This is a genomic window from Polynucleobacter sp. MWH-Aus1W21, from assembly GCF_018687275.1.
Lineage (GTDB): Bacteria > Pseudomonadota > Gammaproteobacteria > Burkholderiales > Burkholderiaceae > Polynucleobacter.
The window spans coordinates 1687271-1710556 of record NZ_CP061287.1 but is presented as its reverse complement, the minus strand read 5'-3'; the positions used below and the strand labels follow the sequence as shown (position 1 = coordinate 1710556).

The 23286-nt window shown below is 45.7% G+C and carries 26 protein-coding genes; 23 read left to right on the top strand and 3 right to left on the bottom strand.

Going from position 1 to position 23286, the window contains the following annotated elements:
• Window positions 1-16: 16 nt before the first annotated feature.
• From fliS to ICW03_RS08925, 3 genes are all read left to right on the top strand, one after another.
• Window positions 17-454, top strand: coding sequence for a flagellar export chaperone FliS (gene fliS, locus ICW03_RS08935; protein WP_215347471.1), 438 nt, complete (start codon window positions 17-19; stop codon window positions 452-454).
• A 68-nt stretch (window positions 455-522) separates the two neighbouring features.
• Window positions 523-1626, top strand: coding sequence for a hypothetical protein (locus tag ICW03_RS08930; RefSeq protein WP_215347469.1), 1104 nt, complete (start codon window positions 523-525; stop codon window positions 1624-1626).
• Between the two features lie 2 nt (window positions 1627-1628).
• Window positions 1629-1925 (top strand): EscU/YscU/HrcU family type III secretion system export apparatus switch protein, encoded by a 297-nt coding sequence (locus tag ICW03_RS08925; protein WP_215347467.1) that lies wholly within the window; start codon window positions 1629-1631, stop codon window positions 1923-1925.
• A gap of 54 nt (window positions 1926-1979) precedes the next feature.
• On the opposite strand, the gene fliE is transcribed toward ICW03_RS08925, so the two are convergent.
• Genes fliE through ICW03_RS08910 form a run of 3 tightly spaced genes read right to left on the bottom strand, consistent with a single transcriptional unit; the run spans window position 1980 to window position 5007 of the window.
• Window positions 1980-2303: a flagellar hook-basal body complex protein FliE gene (gene fliE / locus ICW03_RS08920; protein ID WP_215347465.1), complete on the bottom strand. Its 324-nt coding sequence runs from the start codon at window positions 2301-2303 to the stop codon at window positions 1980-1982.
• 21 nt (window positions 2304-2324) lie between these two features.
• Window positions 2325-3818, bottom strand: coding sequence for a sigma-54 dependent transcriptional regulator (locus tag ICW03_RS08915; protein ID WP_215347463.1), 1494 nt, complete (start codon window positions 3816-3818; stop codon window positions 2325-2327).
• 40 nt (window positions 3819-3858) lie between these two features.
• Window positions 3859-5007, bottom strand: a complete 1149-nt coding sequence (locus tag ICW03_RS08910; protein WP_215347462.1) for a PAS domain-containing sensor histidine kinase — start codon at window positions 5005-5007, stop codon at window positions 3859-3861.
• A 164-nt stretch (window positions 5008-5171) separates the two neighbouring features.
• Between ICW03_RS08910 and fliF the strand changes: the two genes are divergently transcribed.
• The 20 genes from fliF to ICW03_RS08810 all read left to right on the top strand — a co-directional run bounded on the left by fliF (window position 5172) and on the right by ICW03_RS08810 (window position 23278).
• Entirely contained in the window at window positions 5172-7130 is a 1959-nt protein-coding gene (fliF, locus tag ICW03_RS08905; RefSeq protein ID WP_215347460.1) for a flagellar basal-body MS-ring/collar protein FliF, read from the top strand.
• 17 nt (window positions 7131-7147) lie between these two features.
• Entirely contained in the window at window positions 7148-8245 is a 1098-nt protein-coding gene (fliG, locus tag ICW03_RS08900; RefSeq protein ID WP_215347459.1) for a flagellar motor switch protein FliG, read from the top strand.
• Window positions 8232-9029: a FliH/SctL family protein gene (locus ICW03_RS08895; RefSeq protein WP_215347457.1), complete on the top strand. Its 798-nt coding sequence runs from the start codon at window positions 8232-8234 to the stop codon at window positions 9027-9029. The genes fliG and ICW03_RS08895 overlap by 14 nt, the downstream gene beginning before the upstream one ends.
• Window positions 9026-10411, top strand: coding sequence for a FliI/YscN family ATPase (locus tag ICW03_RS08890; protein WP_215347455.1), 1386 nt, complete (start codon window positions 9026-9028; stop codon window positions 10409-10411). Before ICW03_RS08895 ends, ICW03_RS08890 begins: the two co-directional genes overlap by 4 nt.
• A gap of 9 nt (window positions 10412-10420) precedes the next feature.
• A complete protein-coding gene (locus ICW03_RS08885; RefSeq protein ID WP_215347454.1) occupies window positions 10421-10867 on the top strand; it encodes a flagellar export protein FliJ in 447 nt (148 codons plus the stop codon).
• 26 nt (window positions 10868-10893) lie between these two features.
• A complete protein-coding gene (locus ICW03_RS08880; protein WP_215347452.1) occupies window positions 10894-12555 on the top strand; it encodes a flagellar hook-length control protein FliK in 1662 nt (553 codons plus the stop codon).
• A 27-nt stretch (window positions 12556-12582) separates the two neighbouring features.
• On the top strand, window positions 12583-13338 hold the full coding sequence (locus ICW03_RS08875) for a flagellar basal body-associated FliL family protein (protein WP_215347450.1): 756 nt from the start codon (window positions 12583-12585) through the stop codon (window positions 13336-13338).
• Window positions 13339-13370: 32 nt separating this feature from the next.
• On the top strand, window positions 13371-14465 hold the full coding sequence (gene fliM, locus ICW03_RS08870) for a flagellar motor switch protein FliM (protein ID WP_215347448.1): 1095 nt from the start codon (window positions 13371-13373) through the stop codon (window positions 14463-14465).
• Between the two features lie 32 nt (window positions 14466-14497).
• The gene (fliN, locus tag ICW03_RS08865; protein ID WP_215347447.1) at window positions 14498-14875 is read left to right on the top strand and encodes a flagellar motor switch protein FliN; all 378 of its coding nucleotides are present in this window, start codon (window positions 14498-14500) and stop codon (window positions 14873-14875) included.
• Window positions 14876-14902: 27 nt separating this feature from the next.
• Window positions 14903-15220 carry a flagellar biosynthetic protein FliO gene (fliO, locus tag ICW03_RS08860; RefSeq protein WP_215347446.1) on the top strand — a complete coding sequence of 106 codons (318 nt, stop codon included), beginning with the start codon at window positions 14903-14905 and terminating at the stop codon, window positions 15218-15220.
• Window positions 15217-15963, top strand: coding sequence for a flagellar type III secretion system pore protein FliP (gene fliP / locus ICW03_RS08855; RefSeq protein WP_251374382.1), 747 nt, complete (start codon window positions 15217-15219; stop codon window positions 15961-15963). Before fliO ends, fliP begins: the two co-directional genes overlap by 4 nt.
• Window positions 15964-15969: 6 nt before the next feature.
• On the top strand, window positions 15970-16239 hold the full coding sequence (locus tag ICW03_RS08850) for a flagellar biosynthetic protein FliQ (RefSeq protein ID WP_215347445.1): 270 nt from the start codon (window positions 15970-15972) through the stop codon (window positions 16237-16239).
• Between the two features lie 3 nt (window positions 16240-16242).
• Complete coding sequence (locus ICW03_RS08845; RefSeq protein ID WP_215347444.1) at window positions 16243-17025, top strand: flagellar biosynthetic protein FliR; 783 nt, start codon at window positions 16243-16245, stop codon at window positions 17023-17025.
• A gap of 7 nt (window positions 17026-17032) precedes the next feature.
• Window positions 17033-17782 carry a hypothetical protein gene (locus ICW03_RS08840; protein WP_215347442.1) on the top strand — a complete coding sequence of 250 codons (750 nt, stop codon included), beginning with the start codon at window positions 17033-17035 and terminating at the stop codon, window positions 17780-17782.
• A gap of 63 nt (window positions 17783-17845) precedes the next feature.
• Window positions 17846-18922: a carbonic anhydrase gene (locus ICW03_RS08835; protein WP_215347440.1), complete on the top strand. Its 1077-nt coding sequence runs from the start codon at window positions 17846-17848 to the stop codon at window positions 18920-18922.
• A 276-nt stretch (window positions 18923-19198) separates the two neighbouring features.
• Window positions 19199-19615, top strand: coding sequence for a flagellar basal body rod protein FlgB (flgB, locus tag ICW03_RS08830; protein ID WP_215347438.1), 417 nt, complete (start codon window positions 19199-19201; stop codon window positions 19613-19615).
• Window positions 19612-20016: a flagellar basal body rod protein FlgC gene (gene flgC, locus ICW03_RS08825; protein WP_215347436.1), complete on the top strand. Its 405-nt coding sequence runs from the start codon at window positions 19612-19614 to the stop codon at window positions 20014-20016. The genes flgB and flgC overlap by 4 nt, the downstream gene beginning before the upstream one ends.
• A gap of 40 nt (window positions 20017-20056) precedes the next feature.
• Window positions 20057-20755: a flagellar hook assembly protein FlgD gene (locus ICW03_RS08820; RefSeq protein WP_215347435.1), complete on the top strand. Its 699-nt coding sequence runs from the start codon at window positions 20057-20059 to the stop codon at window positions 20753-20755.
• 67 nt (window positions 20756-20822) lie between these two features.
• Window positions 20823-22496, top strand: coding sequence for a flagellar hook-basal body complex protein (locus ICW03_RS08815; protein WP_215347433.1), 1674 nt, complete (start codon window positions 20823-20825; stop codon window positions 22494-22496).
• Between the two features lie 20 nt (window positions 22497-22516).
• Complete coding sequence (locus ICW03_RS08810; RefSeq protein WP_215347431.1) at window positions 22517-23278, top strand: flagellar basal body rod protein FlgF; 762 nt, start codon at window positions 22517-22519, stop codon at window positions 23276-23278.
• Window positions 23279-23286: the final 8 nt, after the last annotated feature.

Below are 23286 nucleotides of genomic sequence, written 5' to 3'. Positions count from 1 at the left end.
CCTAAACGGATGTCAAATGGTTTCTAAATCTGCTCGCGCATATGCTGCAAACGAAGTAATAACTGGCGTCCACGGTTCCGATGCTGGGCAACTGATTGTCTTGGTTTACGAGCGAGTGTTTGATCATCTCAAGTTGGCTAAGAAAGCCCTTGAAGCTGGTGAATATGGAATTGAGCCGTTTACTAAAGCCCATGACCTAATTCAACAAGGTTTATTGGCTTGCTTGGATTACAAGGGCGGCGGTGAAGTTGCTTTAAGTTTGGGGGCAGTTTACGAATGGACTTTGCGTGAAATTTTGAGCGCCCGTTTAAATAAATCTCCTGAAAAAGTTCAAGAGATATTGGATGTATTAACGCCTCTGTATGAGGCTTGGATAGTATTGGCCCCTAAGGAGTCGATTGTCAGTCTGAGTGTTGCTCAAGAAGCAGGTCTGCCTCAGGCCGCTAATTATTGATTGTTTTTGTCACATCCTGTTTTAGGGAATAAGATGTGACTACGCTAATCAACTAATGAGGATTGAGTATGGCAATACCAATTCCCTCGAATTTACCGATTAATCCGGTGGTAGATTACCACCGCAATGATTTAATTTCTCCACCTTCGGCGCCTGCAGTGATTGAAAGCCTTGGGGCTATTGACCCTCGAGTAGCGCTTAACATGCCCGTGCCTGTGACTGATTCATCGGCTGGCGGATCATTGCAAGACGCCCTACAAAATTCTGGTGGTCGCGGAGTGCCTACTTCATTATTGCCAACAGAGCCTAGTGTTGATCAGGCGGTATTGTTAGAGATTTCTAGCATGACCGCCGATCAAGCGGAGGTCGCTGCCAATCCATCGCAAGCCCGCTTAAACGATTTGCTGTCGCAAAGCTTGAATCGCATGGATTCATTGGGCAGTGCCGCTTTGGGGCAACTGCTATCAGACATATTGACAGTAGATGTTCCCGAGCTGGGAAAGTTGGCGCAAGCGGATGGCAAAACGCCGGGTGTACAAAGTGTCGTAGTCAGTTGGCCGACTGCTTCCAGTAATTCTGGTGTGTTGATAGAGGGCGCAGACAATCCGTTAGCTGGAGCTTTGATAGCGAACACTACAGATCCCAAAGTGGCGATGAATGTCTTGTATCAAAATCTACAAACTTCAGGAATCTTTGCTGCAGACCAATTAAAAAAATTGCTCTTTCCCGCTAGCGAAGATGGTGATGTGCAATCGACTGATATGACTAGCATCAAAGATCAGGCGGCGAGTCTGGTCAGTCAATTAACCACGAATTCTTCAGCGGTTCAGGATTCAGTCAAATTGCTATTGCGTGGCGATTTACTTTGGCAGGGCCAGTTAATGCCCAATGTGCAAGGGCGACTGTATCGAGAGGATGCATGGGAGGCAGATCCTAAAGATCCCAGTCAGTTACAAAAAGGCAGCAGAATTACTATGGAAGTTACCCTTCCTAATCTTGGCCCTTTTAAGGTAGTGGGCACCCAATTTGGTGAGAGTGTTCACGTTGCTATTGAGGCTTCGCCTCAAGCACAGTCTGTCCTCGCAAGCTCTTTTTCAAGCTTGCTCGAACAAATGCGTCAACAGGTCGACCCAGATGCCAAGGTCAGCATGAAGGATGAGGTGGTTGGCTAACAATGGATGAAAAGAAAATTCGCAAGGCTGTTGCCTTGGCTTATGAAACCAATAGCGCCGCTCCACGGATTACTGGGCAGGGCGAAGGTTTTGTGGCCGAAGCCATTTTGGCTAAAGCCAAAGAGTTTGGTATTCCCACACGGACCGAGCCCGAACTCGTTGAATTTTTAATGCAGCTCAAGTTAAATGAGTTGGTGCCACCAAAGCTCTACGCAGCTGTTGCAGAAGTTCTTGCTTGGGCATATGAGGTAGATGGGAAGGCAGTGCCCAATCCCAACGGCATTTCTACTGAGCGATAAAAAAAGCCCAGTCAGACTGGGCTTTTGGTGTTTGGGGCCTAGTTGGCCAACAGATTAAACCTGAAGATTGGTCACTTCTTTGTAGGCATCAACCAAGCGGTTACGCACGGCGATCATACCTTGCAAAGAAAGATTGGCTTTTTGTAAAGACACAATGACATCTTCCAATGAGGTATCAGAGGCGCCAGTAGAAAAAGACTGGGCTTTGGCTTGGGCGCTGTTTTGAGCGGTATTGACGTTCTCGATAGCATTTTTGAGAACAGCCGAGAAATCAACCCCATTAGCGGCTTGGTTGTCAGTAGCTACAGGTTTACCGCTGGCTGCAGCAGCAAGTGCTTGCATCCGGGAAATCATGGAATCTACGTTCGTTGTACTCATGGGCCTAATTATCTACCAAAATCAATCAACATGAAAGCCAGCTTCTTTATAGGATTTAAGCTTATAGCGTAGGGCTCTAGCGGATATTCCTAATATCTCTACGGCTTTCGTTCTATTTCCATTTACTTCTGCCAGGATCTTGAGGATATGTTCACGCTCAATAGACTCAATATCTTGGTTTACTTCACCCTTAATTGATGCAATTTCTGTGCCATTTTGTGCCAAATTGGTACTTTGAACGGCAATATTTGCGCTGATTGCTTGAGAATCTGGAACCATGACCTCGTGACTAAGGTGGAAGTCGTCTAATTCCAGGTCTTCAGCATAAATTTGATCGCCATCAGCCAGCAAAACTGCTCGCTGAATGATGTTTTCAAGTTCGCGTACATTGCCTGGCCAGGGGTATTTTTGTAGCAATGCTTTAGCGGCGTTACTCAGGGTGAGGGAATCTCTACCAATGTTGACGCTATAGCGCTTAAGGAAGAACTCCGCCAACGGAAGAATATCAAAGGGGCGTTTGCGTAGCTCTAAAACATGGATTGGAAAAACGTTCAAACGAAAGTAAAGATCTTCTCTAAATTTTCCAGCTTTTACTTGCTCTTGTAGATTGAGATTGGTGGCAGCGATGATGCGAACATCTGCTTGGATTGATTCAGCGGAACCTATACGCTCAATCATTTTGTCTTGCAATACTCGCAATAACTTTGCTTGCAGTGGCGCAGGCATTTCACCGATCTCATCTAAAAAGAGGGTGCCCTTATGGGCTTGCTCAAACTTACCTGCTTGCGCTTTTGTGGCCCCTGTAAAAGAACCTTTTTCATGGCCAAACAAAATGGATTCAAGCAGTGTTTCTGGAATTGCTGCACAGTTAATGGCTACATAAGGGCCCTTAGCGCGTTTGGATGTTTTGTGAATGTGATGAGCAATCACTTCTTTACCAGCTCCGGACTCACCAGTAACTAAAACGCTGGTATCGGTTGCGGCAACTCTCTCGCAACGTGCAAAAGTGGCAATCGATTGTGGGTCTACCGCAATCACACTATGTTCGGCAGGCAAAATTTGTGAACCCACTTCAGTTGTGCTTGCAGTGCTTGCAATACTTTGCGTCGTGATTGAGCTTGAAGCTGCAGTTGCTTCTGGGGGGTGGTAGCGAGAAATAATTTCTATAAGTTGCTGGGGAACAAAGGGCTTAATTAAAAAGTCTCTAGCACCGGCCTTAAGTGCGTCAACTGCAAGTTTGGCATCGGCAAATGCAGTCATGATGACAACGGGTAAATCAGGACATTCCTTTTGGGCAATTTTTAATAAATCAATTCCCGTCATGCCAGGTAGCTTGTAGTCTGTAACCAAGACGGTATTGAGGTCTGGGCGCAATAGGGGAATAACAGTTTCTGCGCGCTGATGCGTAACAAAATCAATATTTTTCATTCTCAAGGTAACGGCAATGGCCTCCCTGAGGTCTTCGTCATCCTCCACCAAAATTACTGGAAAACGTTGATTGTTTAACTCATTCATGATGGGGGCTTATCGATTTCAAGAAAGTTGGCGCTATCACTTACGCTGCTTGTGCAATGGGTAGGGTGATACTGAAAATCGCACCGTGTTTTGTGTTTTCCACTGCGATAGTTCCGCGGTGCGCTTCAATAGTATTTTTGGCGATCGATAAGCCAAGCCCAGTGCCATTTGCGCTGGTTGTAGAGAACGGCTCAAACAAAGAATCAATGATGGTCGAAGATATTCCAGGACCTTGATCTTCAATAGAGATAATGAGTTTTTTAGTTTCTACTGTTGCGCAAAGTGTGACTTTGTCTTTTGCGTTCGATACAGCAAGGGCATTTTCTAATATTGCAACCAATGCATTGGGGATCGATTTCGGCTCAACCAATAGCATGGTGGTGCTTGGCACATCGCAATGCATTTCAAGACCAACTGCTTTACTTTCGAATAGAGCTTGAATGCTCGCTTGCGCTTCATCAATGATTTGCTTGGCGGAAGTTAGGATGGTTTTATTAGGTCGATTCGAAATAAATCGCAACATGTCTTGCGAAAGTTTTTCTAAATCGAGCAACTGTTTGCGTAGGCGCTGGGCAAATTCTTTTCCCATTTCAGGCGCCACTTCATCATCACAAAGATGGGATGAGTACAGAAGCGCAGTTGCCAATGGCGTACGAAATTGGTGCGCAATGCCAGCAGCCATTTTCCCCATTGCGGTAAGGCGATTTTCTCTTTGGGTTTGTTGGTGCAAAGAAATATTGGCGGTGATGTCTTGTATCTGGATATAACTTCTAATTCCCTCATCGATGCGAATCACTTGCACTGTTTTTTGGGGTTTGGAGTTGCGCTCTTCATTGCTACCAATCAGGTATTCGCCGGGCGCAATAGAGGCTTGCCATTCACTAGGCAGCTCAAAGGATTGGCCCTGGCTTAAATGGGGTAGGAACTGAAGTACCGCTGGGTTATGTAGCAAAACGATATTGTTTTCGAGCAATATCACGCCAGCAGGAATGGCGTTGAGCAAAATAGCCAGTCGTTGATTGGATTTTTGCAGTTCGGTGCTGAGCTGATTAATCTTGTCTTGCAGGGCGGTTTGCTGCGCCTCAAGTTTTTGAGATTCTGAATAAAAAATGGCAAATGCTTCTTCTAGGTGCTTGGCATCTAGACTTGGATTGGCTGCTGGGGGTACAGTAGAAGCTGTTTTAGTCACAGTGTATTGAGATCTTTTTGTTTAAAGCTTACAGCGGCAATTTTTGCCTCTTTTTTGCAAATATGGGCATAGGATATCAATATTTAGAGAAAATAGGCAAAAATGTTCTATATTTAGTGCTATTATCATTTACAGTTATTGCCTGATTTGACGGAATTGATCCATTGAGCGAAGAAGCACAGCCCGGAATACAGGAAAGCGAAAAGGATGCGGCGGTAGTCAGCATTGGTTCAAGAGCCGCCTCTTCTGCTGTTCCCGCTTCAGCCCCCACTAGGGCTAAGGTCAAACTCCCCTCAAAATTAACCGAATTACAGGGCCGCTTCAACGCCTTGAATTTCCAGCAGCGCCTCATCGTGGCCGCCGCACTCTTTTTGTTTATTTCTGCGATTGTTTTTGTTACGCTCTCCGGCCGCACAAAAGATGACTATCGCGTTTTATTCTCCAGTGTGAATGAGCGTGATGGGGCAGCTATTGTTGCTGCACTGCAGCAAATGAATGTTCCCTACAAGTTCACCGAAGGCGGGGCGGCGATTTTGGTGCCCGAATCTTCAGTCTACGAAACACGTTTACGTTTGGCTGGTCAAGGCTTACCAAAGGCGGGGAACGTTGGCTTTGAATTGCTCGAAAACCAAAAGATGGGCACTAGCCAATTTGTAGAGCAAGTGAATTACCAACGCGGTCTTGAGGGTGAGTTGGCGCGCAGTATTAGCTCTTTAGCGCAAGTTAAGTCAGCCCGTGTCATGTTGGCTATTCCAAAGCAGACGGCATTTATGCGCGAGCAAGAAAAGCCCACTGCTTCCGTGATTGTGACTATGCATCCAGGTCGCTTTTTGGACTCTCAGCAGGTTGCTGCCATCACTAACTTGGTTGGCTCTTCGGTTCCCAATCTGGGGCCTGCAAATGTCACGATTGTTGATGCTGAAGGTAGTTTGTTGGCGCCCAATGCGCAGCGCTTAGCCGGTCTGGATAACACACAGCTTAAGTATGTTGCCGAGCTTGAGGGCGCACTCTCTAAGCGCATTCAAGCTATTTTGGAACCTGTTACCGGCAAAGAAAATGTCCGCGCACAAGTGACTGTTGATATGGATTTTGGTGAGCTTGAGCGTACGGAGGAAACTTATGGCCGCAACTCTCCACCAAATCAGTCTTCTATTCGGAGTCAACAAAGTAATGAAGCAGCCACACCTAGCTCTAGCACTTCGGGTGTTCCAGGAGCTTTAACGAATCAGCCTCCGGGTGCAGCACAAGCGCCTATCAACGCTCCAGGTGGCGCTGCTGCAAACACTGGCCCTCAAAACTTAAATGCACCGCCGACAAGCTCCGCTTCTAGTTCTAGCAGCATTAAAAAAGACACCACCGTTAACTATGAATTGGACCGAGCAATCCAACGTATTAAGTCAGAAAAAGGGCAGATCAAAAGAGTTTCCGCAGGGGTTGTTGTTAACTACAAGCAGCCTACTGGAGTGGATAAAGATGGTAAGCCTTTAAAACCGACTCCTTATAGCGCCAAAGAGTTAGAGCAAATTAATAACCTGGCACGCGATGCACTCGGATTTAATGAGCGTCGCGGCGACAGTGTGAGTGTGGCCAATATTCCATTCAAAATTGAAGCAAGCGATGAGCCACCGTTTTATAAACAGCCCGGTGTTATTGAGCTCAGTAAAGAATTCTTTAAGTTCATCATTATTTTGGGCTCTCTAGGAATTATGTTCTTTGGGGTAGTCAAGCCCTTGCTCTTTCCGAAGAAGGTTGATACTGCTGCCGAAGAGCAGCGAATTGAAGAAGAGTTTGATGAGAAGATCAAAGCTGAGATGGCTCAAATGGATCCAAAAGCGCGTGAGAAACGACGCATGGAAGTTGAGTTACTGAAAGAACGTCAGCGTATTGCTGAAGAGGAAGAGCGTCAGCAAGCAGAGGAAGAGCGTAAGCGTATGGAGGAAGAACGTCAGCGTCATGAAGAAGAGAAAAAGCAAGAGTACGACGAACTCCTCAAATACGCTCAGGACTTTGTTGAAGAGAATCCAAAAGTGGTGGCGTCCATCTTCAAAGAATGGCTGGCTGATGACGCCGAGAAAACCAACACTGCAAATGCTGCCGCTGCTGCTACCGCTCCAGCAGCTTAATATGAAGAGTAAAGATCATGGCTGAAGAAGAAGTCGCCGCACCTAAAAGTCTCTCGATTGCAGAAGCGCTTAAAGAAGGCGTTAAGGGCGCGACGCAAGCCGGTACTCTTACCTTTGATGAGTTAGATGGCGCATCACGTGCAGCGGTTGTGCTTTTGGCTGTTGGTGCCGAGTCTGCTGCCAACGTATTGCGAGGCATGACCCCGTTTGAGGTGCAACGCTTATCCGGCAAAATGGCGGTTGTGCGCTCACTGAGTCGAGATTTAGTTTTGCAGGTATTGCGTCAATTTAAGGATGTAACAGCGAACAATTCGCACGTTGCATTCGATACCGATTCCTTCATGCAAAACATGCTCACCAAGGCGATGGGCGCTGAAGGCGCATCTGACTTATTGGGCCGCCTTGAGTCTACTTTGGACATGTCGGGTATTGAAACGCTTAAACGTATGGAATCCGATGTTCTGTACGAGATGATTAAAAATGAGCATCCGCAAATTATTGCAACCGTGATGGTGTTCCTTGAGCCGTCTCAAGCTGCGGCTGTACTCAAATTATTCGCCGATGATCTGCGTAACGAGTTAATCTTACGTATTGCTTTATTAGAGAAGGTTCAACCTGCGGCTTTGAAAGAACTCAACGAAGTCATGTCACGTTCAGCTGGTCCCGATGCCGATTTCCGTAGAAGTACGGTGGGTGGTGTTGTGCCTACTGCTGAGATTCTCAATATGCTTTCTGGCGGTCTTGATAAAGATGCGCTCAACACGATTCGTAACTTCAATGAAGAGTTGGCAGATGCGATTCAGGAGAAGATGTTTATTTTCGAAGACTTCAACGACATCGAAGATCGTTCATTACAAACATTATTGCTCGAGGTTCCCCAAGAGACACTTATCCTTGCGCTCAAAGGTGCAAGTCCGAAACTGCGGGAAAAACTCTTCAGAAATATGGCCAAGCGCGCTGCCGACGGTGTACGCGAAGATTTAGAGACAAGGCCACCAGTCAAGGTTCAAGAAGTCGAAGAGATGCAAAAAGAAGTTATTCGTATTGCGCGCACCCTTGCTGATGAAGGTCGCATGATTATGGAAAGGGGCAAGTCAGCTGATGCCTTCCTCTGATGAGGACTCATTGCTAACGAGGTGGGAGCCGCCTTCCTTTGATCCTCCTAAGCCCCCTAAGCCTCCTAAAGTTGCGCCTATTCAATATCCTACTGTTGAAGAGGTGGAGGCCATTCGTGAAAATGCCTTTCAAGAAGCCTATGGGCTCGGTTCTAACCAAGGTTTTGTAGAAGGCCGTGATGCTGGTTACAAAGAAGGTAAAGAATCGGGTTATCGCGAAGGTTACAAACAAGGTTATGTCGAGGCAGATACAGAAACCAAGCGTTTGCAAGACGCCTTAGGTCAACTGCTTGAAGTCTTAACGGGAATGCCAGAAGCCATCGCTGAACCTCTGACACAATTTAGCTATGAGGTAGCCAGCCGTCTTGCCGCTAATGCCTCTATGGAGCGCGCTCCTTTTGTGGCGGCAGTGCAAGAGGCATTAATGCGCTTACCTCGTCCAGGTGAAAATTTATACCTCAGACTTCGCGCCGAAGAAGTGGAGACCTGGAAAAAAATCGTTGATGATCCCGGCCTTCCTTTTAACTGCACTATTTTGCTCGATGCTGATGTTCGTCCTGGACATGCTTATGTTGAGGTTGCGGGTGCGCGAATTGATGTTGGATCACAAGCCCGTGTAGCGTTGGTGAAGTCGGCTCTAGGTTTGAATATCAATAGTGATGAATTGGCGGCAAGCGATGCTCCATTTGTTGCTAATGAAGCGGGTAGCGTTGAAGAAATAAATCAAGAGGGCCCACATTCAGAAGTTCACGAAGACGATGACAAAGAGGTTGGAGCTTCATGAGTCAATTGCAGCCGGCTGAAGTAGCAATTCAGTTAGAGATGCGTAAGCAGCATTTGATGGAAATGCCTAGATCGATTCGCGAAGGTAAATTAAAACGGGTATCTGGAATTGTCTTAGAGGTTGAAGGCTTGCCAATGAGTATTGGTACTGGGGCAACGATCCTCTCTGAGATTGGCGGCAAGACTTATGATGCTGAGTGCATTGGTTTTAATGGCGGTATCACGTATTTGATGCCCATTGATGCTATGGAAGGCATTTCTCCTGGTGCTTTGGTGTATCCAGCCAATACGCCATTTAGCTCTGGAGTGGGCTATACCTCAAGCGCGATTGGTGAGCCCTTGCCAATTGGCGAAAGCTTGCTAGGCCGAGTGGTAGACGGCTTGGGTCGTCCCATTGATGGTAAAGGCTACGGAGAAAAGCAATTTGCTCCCACCATCCAGCGCACTTTAAATCCCTTAGATCGAACGCCCATTCATGAGCCATTGGATGTGGGTATTCAGGCAGTCAATGGATTGCTCACAGTGGGTCGAGGTCAAAGGGTGGGAATTTTTGCTGGTTCTGGAGTTGGTAAAAGCGTATTGCTTGGAATGCTTGCTCGTAATTGCGTGGCAGACGTCATTGTGATTGGCTTGGTCGGTGAGCGAGGCCGTGAGGTGCGAGAGTTTTGTGAAGAAACGCTTGGCCCAGAATCATTTAAGCGTGCGGTTGTGGTTGCGGCTCCTGCTGACGCCTCCCCATTAGCCCGCTCTAAGGGCGCTTCTTATGCTACCGATGTAGCGATTTGGTTTAGGGATCAAGGCAAGCATGTGGTTTTGATTGTGGACTCGCTAACAAGGTACGCAATGGCCTTACGCGAGATTGGTCTTAGCCTTGGAGAGGCGCCAGTTGCAAGGGGTTACCCGCCAAGCGTTTTTGCGCGTATGCCTGAGTTGGTGGAGCGTGTTGGTAATGGCGCCAATCCAGATGGCTCAATTACCGCGTTTTACACCGTGCTCCTGGAAGGGGATGATACGAATGATCCTGTGGCTGATACCGCGAGGGGCATTTTAGACGGTCATTTTTTCCTCTCTAGAGAGTTGGCAGATAGCGGCCACTACCCAGCAATCGATGTCGAAAAGTCCATATCCCGGGTCATGCCCAAAGTAGTTTCTAAAGAGCATTTATTGTCAGCTAGGCGCCTCAAGCAACTTTATAGTAGATATATGCGGGGACGTGATCTGGTTTCTATGGGTGCCTATATTGCAGGCACCGACCCTGAATTGGATGCTGCCCTGCAGGCATGGCCCAAAATCCAAGCTTTTTTGCAGCAAGATGCAGAAGTTGCCATTCCAATCGATCAAACAGAAACACTTTTGTTTGAAATAGCGCCCCCGGCGGCCTAAAATCTTCTTATGTCTGCTATAGAGCTATTGCTGCGTTTAGCCAAAATCCGCGAGGATCAGGCTATGGCGCGTGCCAAACGTGTAGCTGGACAAGTAAATCAAACAAAAGCCTTTAAAAATCAAGTGCTTGAGTACGCCAAAGAATATGAAGGTCAAATGTTAGCGGCTGCTAACGAAACCCTCTCCGTAGCCTTTATGCAAGATGCTAATGCCTTCAGAGAAAAGCTCATTCAAAGCGCTGTAGAGATGGATGGTCAGATTTTGGGGCTCTCAAGAGCTTCTGAAGATACGCTTGCAGTCGCCACCCAGGCAAGAATGCGTACCCGTGGACTCACAAAACTAGTCGATAAAAAGAGGCTGGAAGCCCGTAAGAAAAAGGCTAAGGCAGAAATGAATCAGTTTGAAGATAACTACGCCGCAAGACTCAGCGTCAATTCTGGCACGAAAGATGCATAGTAAGTAGTGTTCCTTTTGGAGAAACTATGTCGTCAGTTGGTCAAATTCAGATACAAGCAGCAAAAAACAGCGCGAATAATGCTGTTGCTAAGTCAGGCTCTACGCCTGGCGGCTCTGCTTTGTCCGCTGGTTTTGAGGCTTACATGGCTGCGTTAGATCAATCCAGGATGGCTCGCCAGGGTGTGCAAGCGAGTTCAGACAAGTACTCCACTCCACATTCCAAGCCGGCTTTTGTAAATCGGCAAAATTTGCCGATTGCTCAGCAAGATTCGCAAAACTCTGCAAATAGTTCCGACCCAATGCAGTTATTAATGGCCCAATTGGCCGCTCAAGGATTGTTGGCCCAAAATGGCCAGGTACAGAATGTGCAAAGTGCGCTTAGCCTTCCTCAAGGGTCCGGTGATGCGCAGGTATCTGATATTCAAAAATTAATGGCAAGCCTAAATGGCCAAGCCACTACGCCACAAGATATGCTTGGCCTTGCGGGTCAGCAGTTGGATCCCAAGCAGCTTTCACTAATAAGTCAGGCGCTCTCTAAAGCAATGCGCGCTAATGGACAAGCGCCCGATGCGGCTATGCAAACGCAAGCAGCTAATTTATTGCAAGCATTGGTGTCTAACTCCCAAAATCAAGCTTCAGGCCAAACCCCGGCTCAAATTGCAAGCGCTATTCAAAGTTTGGCTCAGAAAAATGGCGTTACCTTGCCGGCTGACTTGCAATCTCAGCTAACCGATCTGATTAATAAAGGTAGTGCTGATAAGGCAAATCTAGGCGGTATTAAATTAATTGGGGTACAAGGGGAAGCGCAGGCTAAAGCTGCTGCTACTGACCCAAATGCTGCTGTAGACCCAGCCAGAGCACAGACGATTCAGAATCTAACTGAGCGTAAATTGCCTCAGGCATTTACTAGCGCTGCTGATAAATTGCAAAAAGGTAAAGGTCAGGACAGCGTCTTAGCCCCAACTACTCTTGGTGATAAATCCTTAATGCCTAAAGCACAGGCGGCAATTGATTCCAGTCTGAGCTCACTAAATCCCCTTAAATCTCAAAATGACACGCCTAAATTGGGTCAGTCTGAGTTAGAGCCCATTAAGGCAAAGTTGGGCGAACTCGAAACAGTAAAATTTAAGCCGACTGAATTGCAGGCCCCTTCTGATCGGCAAGATTTAAATGCATTAGCGGCTGCCGCTAATGGCAATTTAGCTAAAGCCGATACTCATTTGGCGGCAAATGCTCAAAAAGTGGAGATCAAGGCTTCCGAAGTCTCCCTAGCAAGTGGCCCTTTGCATAATGAGGTCATGAGCGCCGCAAAATCAGGTGGCGGCAGAATTATGTTGGAGTTAACCCCTCCAGAACAAGGGACTATTCGCATTGATTTGCGCATTAGCCAAAGTGGACAAGCTCACTTAATTGTGGAAGGTGCAAGCGATGCCACTAAGTCTCGTCTAGACCAGGGTGGTCAGAGTCTTAAGAATGAATTCGCCCAAATGGGTCTAAATTTATCGCTGGATTTACGTCAAGGTAATCAGTCCCAGCAGGCTAGAGATCAGGCGTTTGCAAACCCGCGCCAAACCTTCTACACCAATAACACAACGCTTTCTCAAGGCTTAAGCTCATCACAAGCCCTCAGTTCTATCGGATCAGGTGATAATAGGGGAAATAGCAGTACAGTTCACCTGTATGCTTGATATCATTGAGTAAAGAGGAAGACAGCAATGGCTGAAGAAGAACGCGTTGAACCCACACTAGATCCAAACGCTGCGGCTGCTGCTGCAGCTTCTGCGCCGCCCCCTGTTCAAAATGATGGCGGTGAAGAACACGGTGAAAAGCCTAAAAGCAAGAAGATGCTCTTCATCATTATTGGATTGGTTGTAGTCATCGGCGGCGCTGTTGGTGGTTATATGTATATGAGCCATGCTGAGGAAGCAAAAAAGCATGCTGAAGAAGAAGCTAAGCGCCCAGAAAATATTCTCAAGAAGCAGTTAACGGAACGCAAAGAAAATGCGCCTCCAATCTATATTCCGTTGGAAGAGATGGTAGTGAATCTTCCTGGACGTGGTGGTGAGCATTATTTGCAAACCAAGATTGTTCTCAGAACAAACGATTCATCTACCGAAGGCAAGATCAAAAATTTTATGCCAGTTATTCGGGATAAGATTATTACCGTATTGTCTTCACGCCAGATGCAAGAATTGGCTACTGTAGAGGGCAAAGTCATGATGGCTCGTGAAATTGCTTTGGTTATTAATTCGATCATTGCGCCACAACTGACTGCAATTTATGTATTGCAGCAACAGCCAGGCACCGCTGATTTGCAAAACTTAGAACGAATTGGCGCAGTTCCAAAAGAAACATCCTCGGGTCAGAAAATTACCGGAGAAGCAGCTAGAGCCGCGGCAGAATTTTGGAATGTGACTGAAATGGATTTACCCGTTCAGGCTGTGTTGTTTAGTTCTTTTGTGATGCAGTAATCGACTTCTTAAAAAAGTCCACTTAGGAAATCATGGCGGCAGAGGAAATCAATGTCGAAATGAACATTGACGCTGAAGATCAGCGTGCGATGTTTGATAAATCGAAGATTATTGCTCGGCGCCGCATGCCGACGCTGGAGCTTATTCACGAGCGTTTTAGCCGTGCCGTTCGTTTGACACTCTTTAATATGATTCGCGCACCGATTGAGGTGCAAATGCATCTTCCGGTTGTCAAAAGCTATCAAAAATTTGTCGATGAATTTCCAGAGCGGACCAATATTAATATTGTTGGTATTCGCCCATTGCGGGGTGTTGGCTGCTGGATTGTTGATCCAGGCGTTGTATATATTGCGATTGATAACATGTTTGGCGGTGAGGGACGCTTAGCCCCCCGTTTGAATTTGCGTGAATATACGGCCACTGAACTCAGAATTATTCGCCGTCTGGTGGATGCTTTTTTAAGTGAATATGAAAAGGCTTGGAAATCAGTCTATGAAATCAAGTTTGACTTCATGCGCCAAGAAACCAACTTTGGCTTTGCAAAAATAACCTCGCCAGGCGAGATGGTTTTGCATTCTAAATTCACAATTGAAATTAATGGACGCCCTGGCGATATTGATCTTTGTATTCCATTTTGGGTGCTAGAACCAGTTAAAAGCATCTTGTACAACAATATGCAAGGCTTTGCGACGGAGCCTGACCAGCACTGGACCGATTTACTTAGTGATCAGGTGCATGAAGCGCCCGTTACGGCAGTAGCAGTTTTGGCTCGCAAGCAAATGCTTCTGCGTGAAATCACCTCTTTATCGGTAGGCGACATTATTCCTATCGAAATTAACGATCCCGTTACCGTGTACGTGGATGGCTTACCAGTGATTAAGGGGCAGTACGGCACAAAAGATGGGCGCTACTCAGTTAAGGTGGGTACTATTCAGCATCCAGCAGAGTTTTTGAAGAGTCCGCTGGAGAGCGCAAGACTGGGCCCAAGCATGATGCGCAGCGCTGAAAAGGGCGAACTTTATGAACAGATCACCGAGCCAGCGCATGTCTCGGCAGAAACCCCAATGACTACTGTCGCTAGAGATACAATTAGCGAGATTGCAGACGGCTTAGTGCCTGATGCCTAAAAGCATAGAGAAAGCACAAAGAAGAGGACGTAATGGCTGAAAATGACAACGATTTAGCGAAATCGCTTACCAGCACAGATGTGTCAGGTTCTTTGCGCAAAGCCACTTTTAATAATTTAGAAGATGGTACAAAAGCCAACGCTGATTTCAATGAAATTGACTTGGTGATGGATGTGCCAGTCCAAGTAACGGTTGAATTGGGCCGTGCCAAGATGCAAATTCGAAACTTACTCAACCTCACATATGGCTCGGTAATAGAGTTGGATATTTTGGCTGGTGAACCACTGGAAGTGGTTGTAAATGGTTGTTTGGTTGCGCAGGGCGAAGTGGTGATTGTGAATGATCGTTATGGCATTCGTTTGACCGACATTGTTACTCCAGCAGAACGACTTCGTAAAATTAATCGTTAATTTGACATGGGGTCCTCGGTTGGAGGTATGTTACTTTTTTCATTTATTTGGCTAGCATTAGCAGCCGCACTTATATGGATCGTCGCCTATCTTGTGAAGCGCGATTCAGCAATGAGGGCAACTAATCCCCATGTCATGATCTTAGCTCAACAGGCACTTGGCCCACGGGAGCGAGTCGTTGTCTTGAATGTTCTCAATCGAATCTTAGTGGTGGGTCATACACCATCACAAATTACTCTATTAACCGAGTTAGAGCCGGAAGATGTAGCTAATCTCAAGCCTCAACCCACAACTGCAGACTTTGCAAACAACTTACGCCAGTTTGTTAAAAGGAAGTTGAGTTGAAGCGCAAAATCTTTTGGTGGTCGACAGCATTCACTGTCCTCATTGGGCTGCTGCCACTGTTTGCATGGGGTCAGACCTTACCGCTAGTGACTGCTAAACAATCCGGTGGTGGTACGCTGTACGCGGTTCCTGTGGAAACGATCTTAGCTTTAACGGCGCTGAGCTTCTTGCCAGCAGCATTGGTGCTGATGACCAGTTTTACACGCATCTTAATTGTGTTTTCTTTATTGCGTCAGGCTCTGGGCTTAACAACAATGCCACCAAACATTGTGTTGATTGGCCTATCTTTTTTCCTGACCTTATTCATCATGAATCCAGTATTCGATTCCATTTATCAAAATGCTTACCAACCCTATTCAGCCGGTAAGATGGGCTTTCCCCAGGCGGTAGAGGTGGGAGCAAAACCTTTAAAAGAATTTATGTTGAAGCAAACTCGCAGAGATGATTTAAATCTATTTGCTAAGTTATATGGCAAAGAGATTGTCGCTCGTGAAGATGTCCCTTTTACTGTATTGATTCCCGCGTTTGCGATCTCAGAAATTAAAACAGGGTTTTTAATTGGCTTTGTTATCTATTTGCCATTCTTAGTTATTGACTTTGCAGTTGCCAGTATCTTGACCTCTTTGGGTATGGTCATGGTGTCGCCGATGATGTTTTCTCTTCCGCTGAAATTAATTGTTTTCGCACTAGCGGATGGCTGGACCTTGTTATCAGCTTCCCTAGTTCAAAGTTATATCAATTAATAGGCCATGGAAAGCGGGACCGTTATCGATTTGGTTTATCAGGCATTAAGAATGGCTGCAGTCCTGGCTGGACCAATTCTGATGGCGCTATTGGTAGTTGGTTTAGTGATTGGTATTTTGCAGGCCGCTACCTCTGTGAATGAATCAACAGTAGCTTTTGTTCCAAAGCTAATTGTTTTTGGTGTTGTCATTTTGTTAATTGGGCCAGTGAGTCTTGCCTTGTTTACTGATTACATCAAAGAGCTTTTTGCTCGCATCCCGGGTTTAGTAAATTAAATTATGTTGACCATGACCGGTCTTCAAATTGAGCAGTACATGGCAATTTTTATGTTTGCCTCGCTCAGAGTTTTTGGCCTTTTCTTAACGACCCCGATGTTTGCATTTCGTTCTTTGCCTATGCAATTTCGTTTGCTCATTGCGCTATCTTTTGCTGTTTACATCATGCCGCTAATTGGTGGAGAGCAAATTCCAAATCCTGGAAGTATTACTTTTTTTGCATCAGTCATAGAGGTGGCAATTGGAGCCTTCATTGGCTTTGTCATTCGTGTTGGTTTTATGGTGATCGATATTGCTTCAGAAGTGCTCTCTTTTCAGGCCGGCTTTAGTTTTGCTTCTGCCTATTTCCGAGATCCAACCCTAGACTCCGGTTTGGTAGGTCAGTTTTTGGGTTTGATTGTGATTGCGTTGGCCTTTACATTAAATATTCACTTGGTATTGATTGATCTAGTGTTAGAGAGCTTTAAGACTATCCCCGTAGGTCAATGGCCTGGGGTATGGTCATCTAAAGGGGTGGTTGATGTGGTTGCTGCCTCGTTTCGTTTAGGGTTAATCTTATCAATGCCCATTTTGCTGGTATATATGATGTTTAATTTGACCCAAGCTTTTTTGGGAAGAACGAGTCCTCAGATGAATTTATTTTCCGTAGGATTTGCAGTGAGTATTCCTTTGGCCTTTTTAGTAATATTTATGATTCTTCCGGATTTACAAATTGTTTTGGAGCGTTCACTTGAAAATCCATTGCAACTCATTCGCCAAGGTGTGGGAACCCCAAATGCTCAATAGGACAAATGTGAATAAACTTGCCTTCGCTATGCTATCTGTATTGCTAGTAAGCTCAGTCTTTGCTCAAGGCTCTATGGGTTCTGTAGAGGAGAAGCTTACAGTAGCCCAAAAAAATACTATCAATCAAAATTCTCTTGATCAGGCGCCGACAGGCCCTGAAGATTGTGAGTTGAAATACCCCTTCCCGCCCAGCAATAGAAATTCGGCTTATGACGAAGGGGGCCCGGATGTATGCAAAAAGTTGCGAATCCGCGGGCAACGAATGTTATGTGAAATCGATGCAATGGCGCTTGAAAAACCTAATGGGCCGAGTACTACTGGCTCTAAGATTGAGTTAGCAGCATGGTCGCGATGCAATACCAAGGTTGCAACTTTGTTGGTAGAGGGCTTTTATATGCCCGCAAGCGAAATTGAGCGCCGCTTACAGATTTGCAGTTCCAATTACTATGCCGATCCTGGAAAAATTCCAAAACAGGGGCTTTATCAGCGCTTTCTGCGCTGGGCCACCAGTAATGATTTAACCCCCGCTACCTCTGATGAGGCGTTGGAAGTTTCCATTAAGCAGTCTACCCCCCTAGAAAGTCAGCAAGACAGCGCAGGTCTCATGAAGTGTGATTGGATGTATTCCAGAAGTCGCTCACCGGTGATTGATGTTTTGCCAGGGGGCAGTATGGCGGACAAGCCTGCGGTAAGCTACACAGCTCCGGCACAAAAGACCCCATCGAAAAAAGCGACACCTAAACCAGTCGTAAAATAAGCCTTAAGCATTGATTTATATGGCAATATAAACAACATTCCAATATAAGCCGTAAGAAAAACTATGAAAAAGATAAACCTGACCCCTCCCTCACTTGCTGCGTTTAGCTTATTAATTGGCTTGATGTTTGCGGGCATTGCAATTGCTAGCGATTCCCATGACGCTCCAGCGCCAGCGGCAACGGCTACTCCAGCTTCCAAGCCAAAGGCTGTTTCTGGATCAGCCGATGATGAAATGAGCAAGGCGCTCATGAACAAAATTAGTAAGGGCTCGGGTGACATCGTCATACGCACAGGTGACTTGCCAGCGGGCACGGCTGCTGCTGAGGCAAAAACAGCCGAGGCCAAGCCAAAAGCGGCAGCCAAAATGAACAAGTCCTCGGAAAAGGAGGCGGCTGATGCTCATGGTGTTCATTGGTCTTATATAGATGGGCCTGGCGGACCTGAAAATTGGGGAAATTTGAGTAAAGACAATCTAGCTTGCCTCAAGGGTAAAACGCAGTCTCCCATCAATATTAATGTTGATAGAGCAGTGAAGGCAGAATTGCCCCCCATTGAATTTCTCTACCGCCCATCTTCGTTATCGATCGTGGATAACGGCCATACTGTCATGGTGAATTATGGAGAGGGCAGTAATTTGATTGTTGATGGACGTCAATATCGTTTAGTTCAATTTCACTTCCATAAGCCCAGCGAAGAGGCGATTAATGGTGAGAGAACCGATATGGTTGTTCATCTAGTGCATCAGCACCATGACGGTAGTTTGGCTGTGGTTGGCGTGCTGATGAGCACTAAAAATAGCCCAGTAGCCCGCAAATTCTGGTTTGGTGACGAGCCAGCAAAGGGTAACCCACTCATTCAGACGCTCTGGAATAACATTCCATTGGTAAAAAATAAGACAGAAATGCCGGGCGTCATGATTGATGTCAATCAGATGTTGCCGTCAGATAGAAGCTACTTCACCTATATGGGCTCCCTAACAACCCCGCCTTGCAGTGAGAATGTACTTTGGTTTGTTATGAAGAATCCAATTTCAGTAAGTGAAGATCAGGTCAAAAACTTTGATCGCATCTACCCAATGAATGCTCGCCCTTTGCAGCCTAAAGGAGATCGTTTGATTAAAGAGACCAAGGGTAACTAAAGCTTTTTAGGCTTTGGCAGGTTTTGCCTAAGGAAGTTTGCATGAAAGATTTATAGGTGGCAAAAATTGCCGCCTTAGCTAAAAAACCCCTAATTAAAGGGGTTTTTTGGTTTTTATAGCACCATCTAGTGAATGCGATTTCATATCAGCGCTTTCTCATCGAGTTAGTGATCACTTATAAATTCTCTGTTTGGCTAAATTGGCACGTTCTTTGCATGTTCATATGCGAGGACTTTCCCCTCAGGTTTTTTCGTCCCCGAATAGGGAGGAGATTTGATGAACGCAGTACCGCAATACGACCCACTTACTTTCGGCGAAAACGCACTGAAGTTGCGTACCTATCGCCAGCAAGTGCTGGGTAACAATTTGGCAAATTCTGACACTCCGGGCTATAAGGCTCGTGATATTAACTTTGCTGACGTATTGAAGGCCCAGCTTGACGGCGTTTCTCTGTCGAAGTCAGTAAATTTGGCTACTACTCATTCTGGGCATCTACCTGGCAAGGTATCTGTTGAGGATCCGCGCCTGCTTTACCGGATTCCAAATCAGCCATCCATGGATGGCAATACGGTCGACGGTGACCTTGAATTGAGTCAATTTACCAAAAACTCGGTATTTACTGAGTCCGCATTAAATATGTTGGGTAGCACCATTCGTGCTCGTATGTCAGCGATTACAGGGCAGGCCTCATGAGTCTATTAGGCGCATTTGATATTGGCTCTACTGGCCTGACCGCGCAAGCATTGCGCTTGAACGTTACCGCATCAAATATTGCGAACGTTGAAAGTGTATCTGGTCCGGATGGTCGCCCCTATCGCGCTCGACAAGTCGAATTTAGTGCGGTGATGAAGGAAGGTTCTCCCGGTGCTGGAGTTGAGGTCAGCAAGGTGCTTGAAAGCAATGCGCCTTTGAGACTGGAATATAAGCCAGGGCATCCAAAGGCGAATGCCTCAGGTTATGTTGAGATGCCTAATGTGAATCCAGTTGAGGAGATGGTGAACATGATTTCAGCATCACGTTCATATCAAATGAATGTAGAAGCAATGAACGTGTCGCGTCAACTGATGTTAAAGACGCTTGATTTAGGGAAGTAAAGAGTAGCTTGAGTAATTTGAGCGAATAAGAGGAAATAAAATGGCAACAAATCCATTAAGCGGTATTAGAACCTACGATCCAATGACGGCCAATACGCCAGTAGATGCTGGTGCTGCTGGCTCTACTGGAACATCGGCGGCTGAGCAAACGCAAAACTTTTTGAAGTTGCTCATTGCGCAAATTCAAAATCAAGATCCAATGGCTCCAATGGATGCATCAACGATGACTGCACAAATGTCACAGCTCAATATGGTGAGCAGTATCGGCAGCATGAATACATCTATGTCTGCGATGCTTGCGCAAATGCAAAGTGTGAACTTTATGAATCAAGCCGCATTAATTGGTCATAGCCCTGCGGTAGCTGGTAACGGCATCGCGTTTAACGGAACTACCCAAGTCATGATGGGGGCAAACGCAACAGATGCGCTGAAGTCAGTAGTAGCAACCATTACTGATGCAAGCGGAAACACAATAAACAGCGTAGATCTTGGTGATGTGAATTCGGGAATGACCAATTTCATCTGGAATGGTAAAGATGCAGATGGAAATACAGTGCCAGCAGGTATGTATTACTTGAGTTTGTCTGGAGTTGATGCTCAGGGTGTAGCTGTAACACCAACTGCTTACGTAGCTTCACCAGTAACTTCAGTATCTAAAGGCGATAAAGGCGATGCAATTTATACCTTATTGGACGGTAGAACCGTGAACTCTAGTGATGTACAGCAATGGGTTAGCTAATTTTTTAATTTAAAAACGCATTAAATAAATTTTAATTAACAGAACAAAGTAAGACAAAGGAATAAAAATGGGATACGGAATCGGACTTTCAGGTTTAATGTCAGCATCTGAAGCAATTGATGTAACCAGTAATAACATTTCAAATGCGCAGACGATTGGATATAAATCTGGAGAATATGTATTTTCAGACCAATTTTTTAGAGCGCAAGATCCGCAATCGGAAGACCGAGCTGGTATGGGTTCATATCGCATGGCTATTAGAAGAACAGCTGCATATGGCACGGTGGTTGGTTCGCAAAATCCATTGGATATGGCTATTACTGGCCCAGGATACTTCCAATTGGCCAAGACAGTGGACGGAACAGTCCCGACCGAAAATCCAACTAAATTTCAGTACACCCGCAATGGTCAGTTCGCGGTCGATAGTAAAAATAGAATAGTGAATGAAAATGGGATGTTCTTGGTAGGTTATCCAGCAGATTCAGCTGGCAAGGTGCTCTCAACTGCAAAATCCACCTTAACCTTAGATCGCACACCGTTAGCGCAGGTGGCTACTAAAAATTCAAACATCAATTTGAATTTAGACAATCGCGTTGATCCAGCGACTGGAAACATCTTTAATCCATCTGTACCAGCAACGTATTCTCAGGCGACATCGCAAACTGTTTATGACGATAAAGGTGCTGCTCATACCTTATCAGTATTTTATAAAAAAGTAAGCTCTCAGCCTCTCACAATCACTGCAAGAACAGCCAATACCCCTGTTGACACAACATTTGATTTTGATCCTAAGCAATCAATCAATGCTGGTGTAAAGCCAAGTGGTGAGCAGGCAACAACCATTGCTACTACAGCAGTAGCATCTTCTGTGGCAGGTCCTACCGAGGCATTGTTTGAAACTACGCTGACATTGATGAGCGGAACTGCAAACACAGTTAACTCAACCTATAACTTAAAATTAAAAGATGGAACAAACTTATCGGTTAAGCAAACAACTGCCGCTGCAGCTGGAATTAAGGCAACCTACACCGTGGATGTCGATCGATTTGAAGTCTTTGCTACTTTAGATAATGTAGCGGTAGCAAGCAATGCAGCAGGCGCTGCAACCACTGCGGTTGGAGTGAGTGGAACGCTGGAACAAACATCTCTAGGAACGATTGGATTTGTAGCTGGTAAAAACTTAGATTCACTATCTCGCGATGCATTTGGCAAACCTCAATTTGTCACACAAATGAAAATTGATGCCAGCGGTGGTAAAGGCAGCACGTTTGGTCAAACACTAAATGGAGGCATCGTTCAATTTACATTAGATAACACGGATATGACTGGATATACTTCTGCTGGTCAAACCTATGCAAACAATCAGGATGGTTCAGCAACATCCCAGTTGGTGTCTTATAACATTGACTCTAGTGGAAATTTAACGGCTCAGTATGACAATGGAAAATCAAAAATTAAGGGCCAGGTGCTATTAGCTTATTTCAATAATGTAGAAGGTCTAATACCTAACGGCAATAATACATTTGAAGCATCTTCAGCATCAGGCGATCCACTATTGAGCTTTCCTGGAGATGGAACATTGGGGCAAGTGCGTTCAAGATCCTTAGAGCAATCAAATGTGGATTTAACTTCAGAGTTGGTAAAGTTAATGGTGTTACAACGTCAATATTCTGCAGTGTCACAGGCAACTAAAGTGATGGCAGCTACGCTGATTGATGACTCTATCAATATTGGTCGATAAGAATAGGTAATTAAGCCAATATGATCAATCGATTCGCCTATACCTCGATGACCGGTGCAAAAGCATCGACTGAGCAATTGGCAGTGACCTCTAATAATTTGGCAAATTCTTTAACGCCAGGGTTTCGCGAAGTCATTAGCGCATATCGCGCGGTTCCTCTCAGAGGTGATGGTGTGCCGTTTACAGGAAATGGGGCGGATACCCGTGTTTTTGCCGTAGATACAACCCCAGCGAGTAACTTTACTCAGGGGCAACTTCAAACAACCGGAAACTCACTTGATGTAGCGATAAAGGGTGATGGTATGTTTGCTGTTCGCCGACCTGATGGACAGGAGGCCTATACCAGGGCAGGTAAATTCATGGTGAATGACGTGGGTTTGCTTATGGTGGGCAAGGATGTACCAGTGGTTGGTGTGGGCGGTTCAATAACTATACCTGTAGGTGCAATTGTACAAATTGCTGAGGACGGCGCAGTGTACACACAAATTCCAGGCAATCAATTCTTAAATCAGGCAGGAAAGTTAAAGTTGGTAAACCCGAACACTAATAGCTTGGTGAGGGCGGCAGATGGACTGTTTGATATACCCGGTGAACAAGCTGCGCCTGATGCCAGTGTTCGCGTCGTGCAGGGAGCATATGAAATGAGTAATAACAATCCAACTTTAGCGATGGTACAAATGATTGATCAAAGTCGCATGTTTGATCTAAATAGTAAGTCGATTACCTACGCCGATCAAAATGCAAGATCAGCAACCAGTTTATTGTCCCTCTCACGAGCTTAATAATTAAC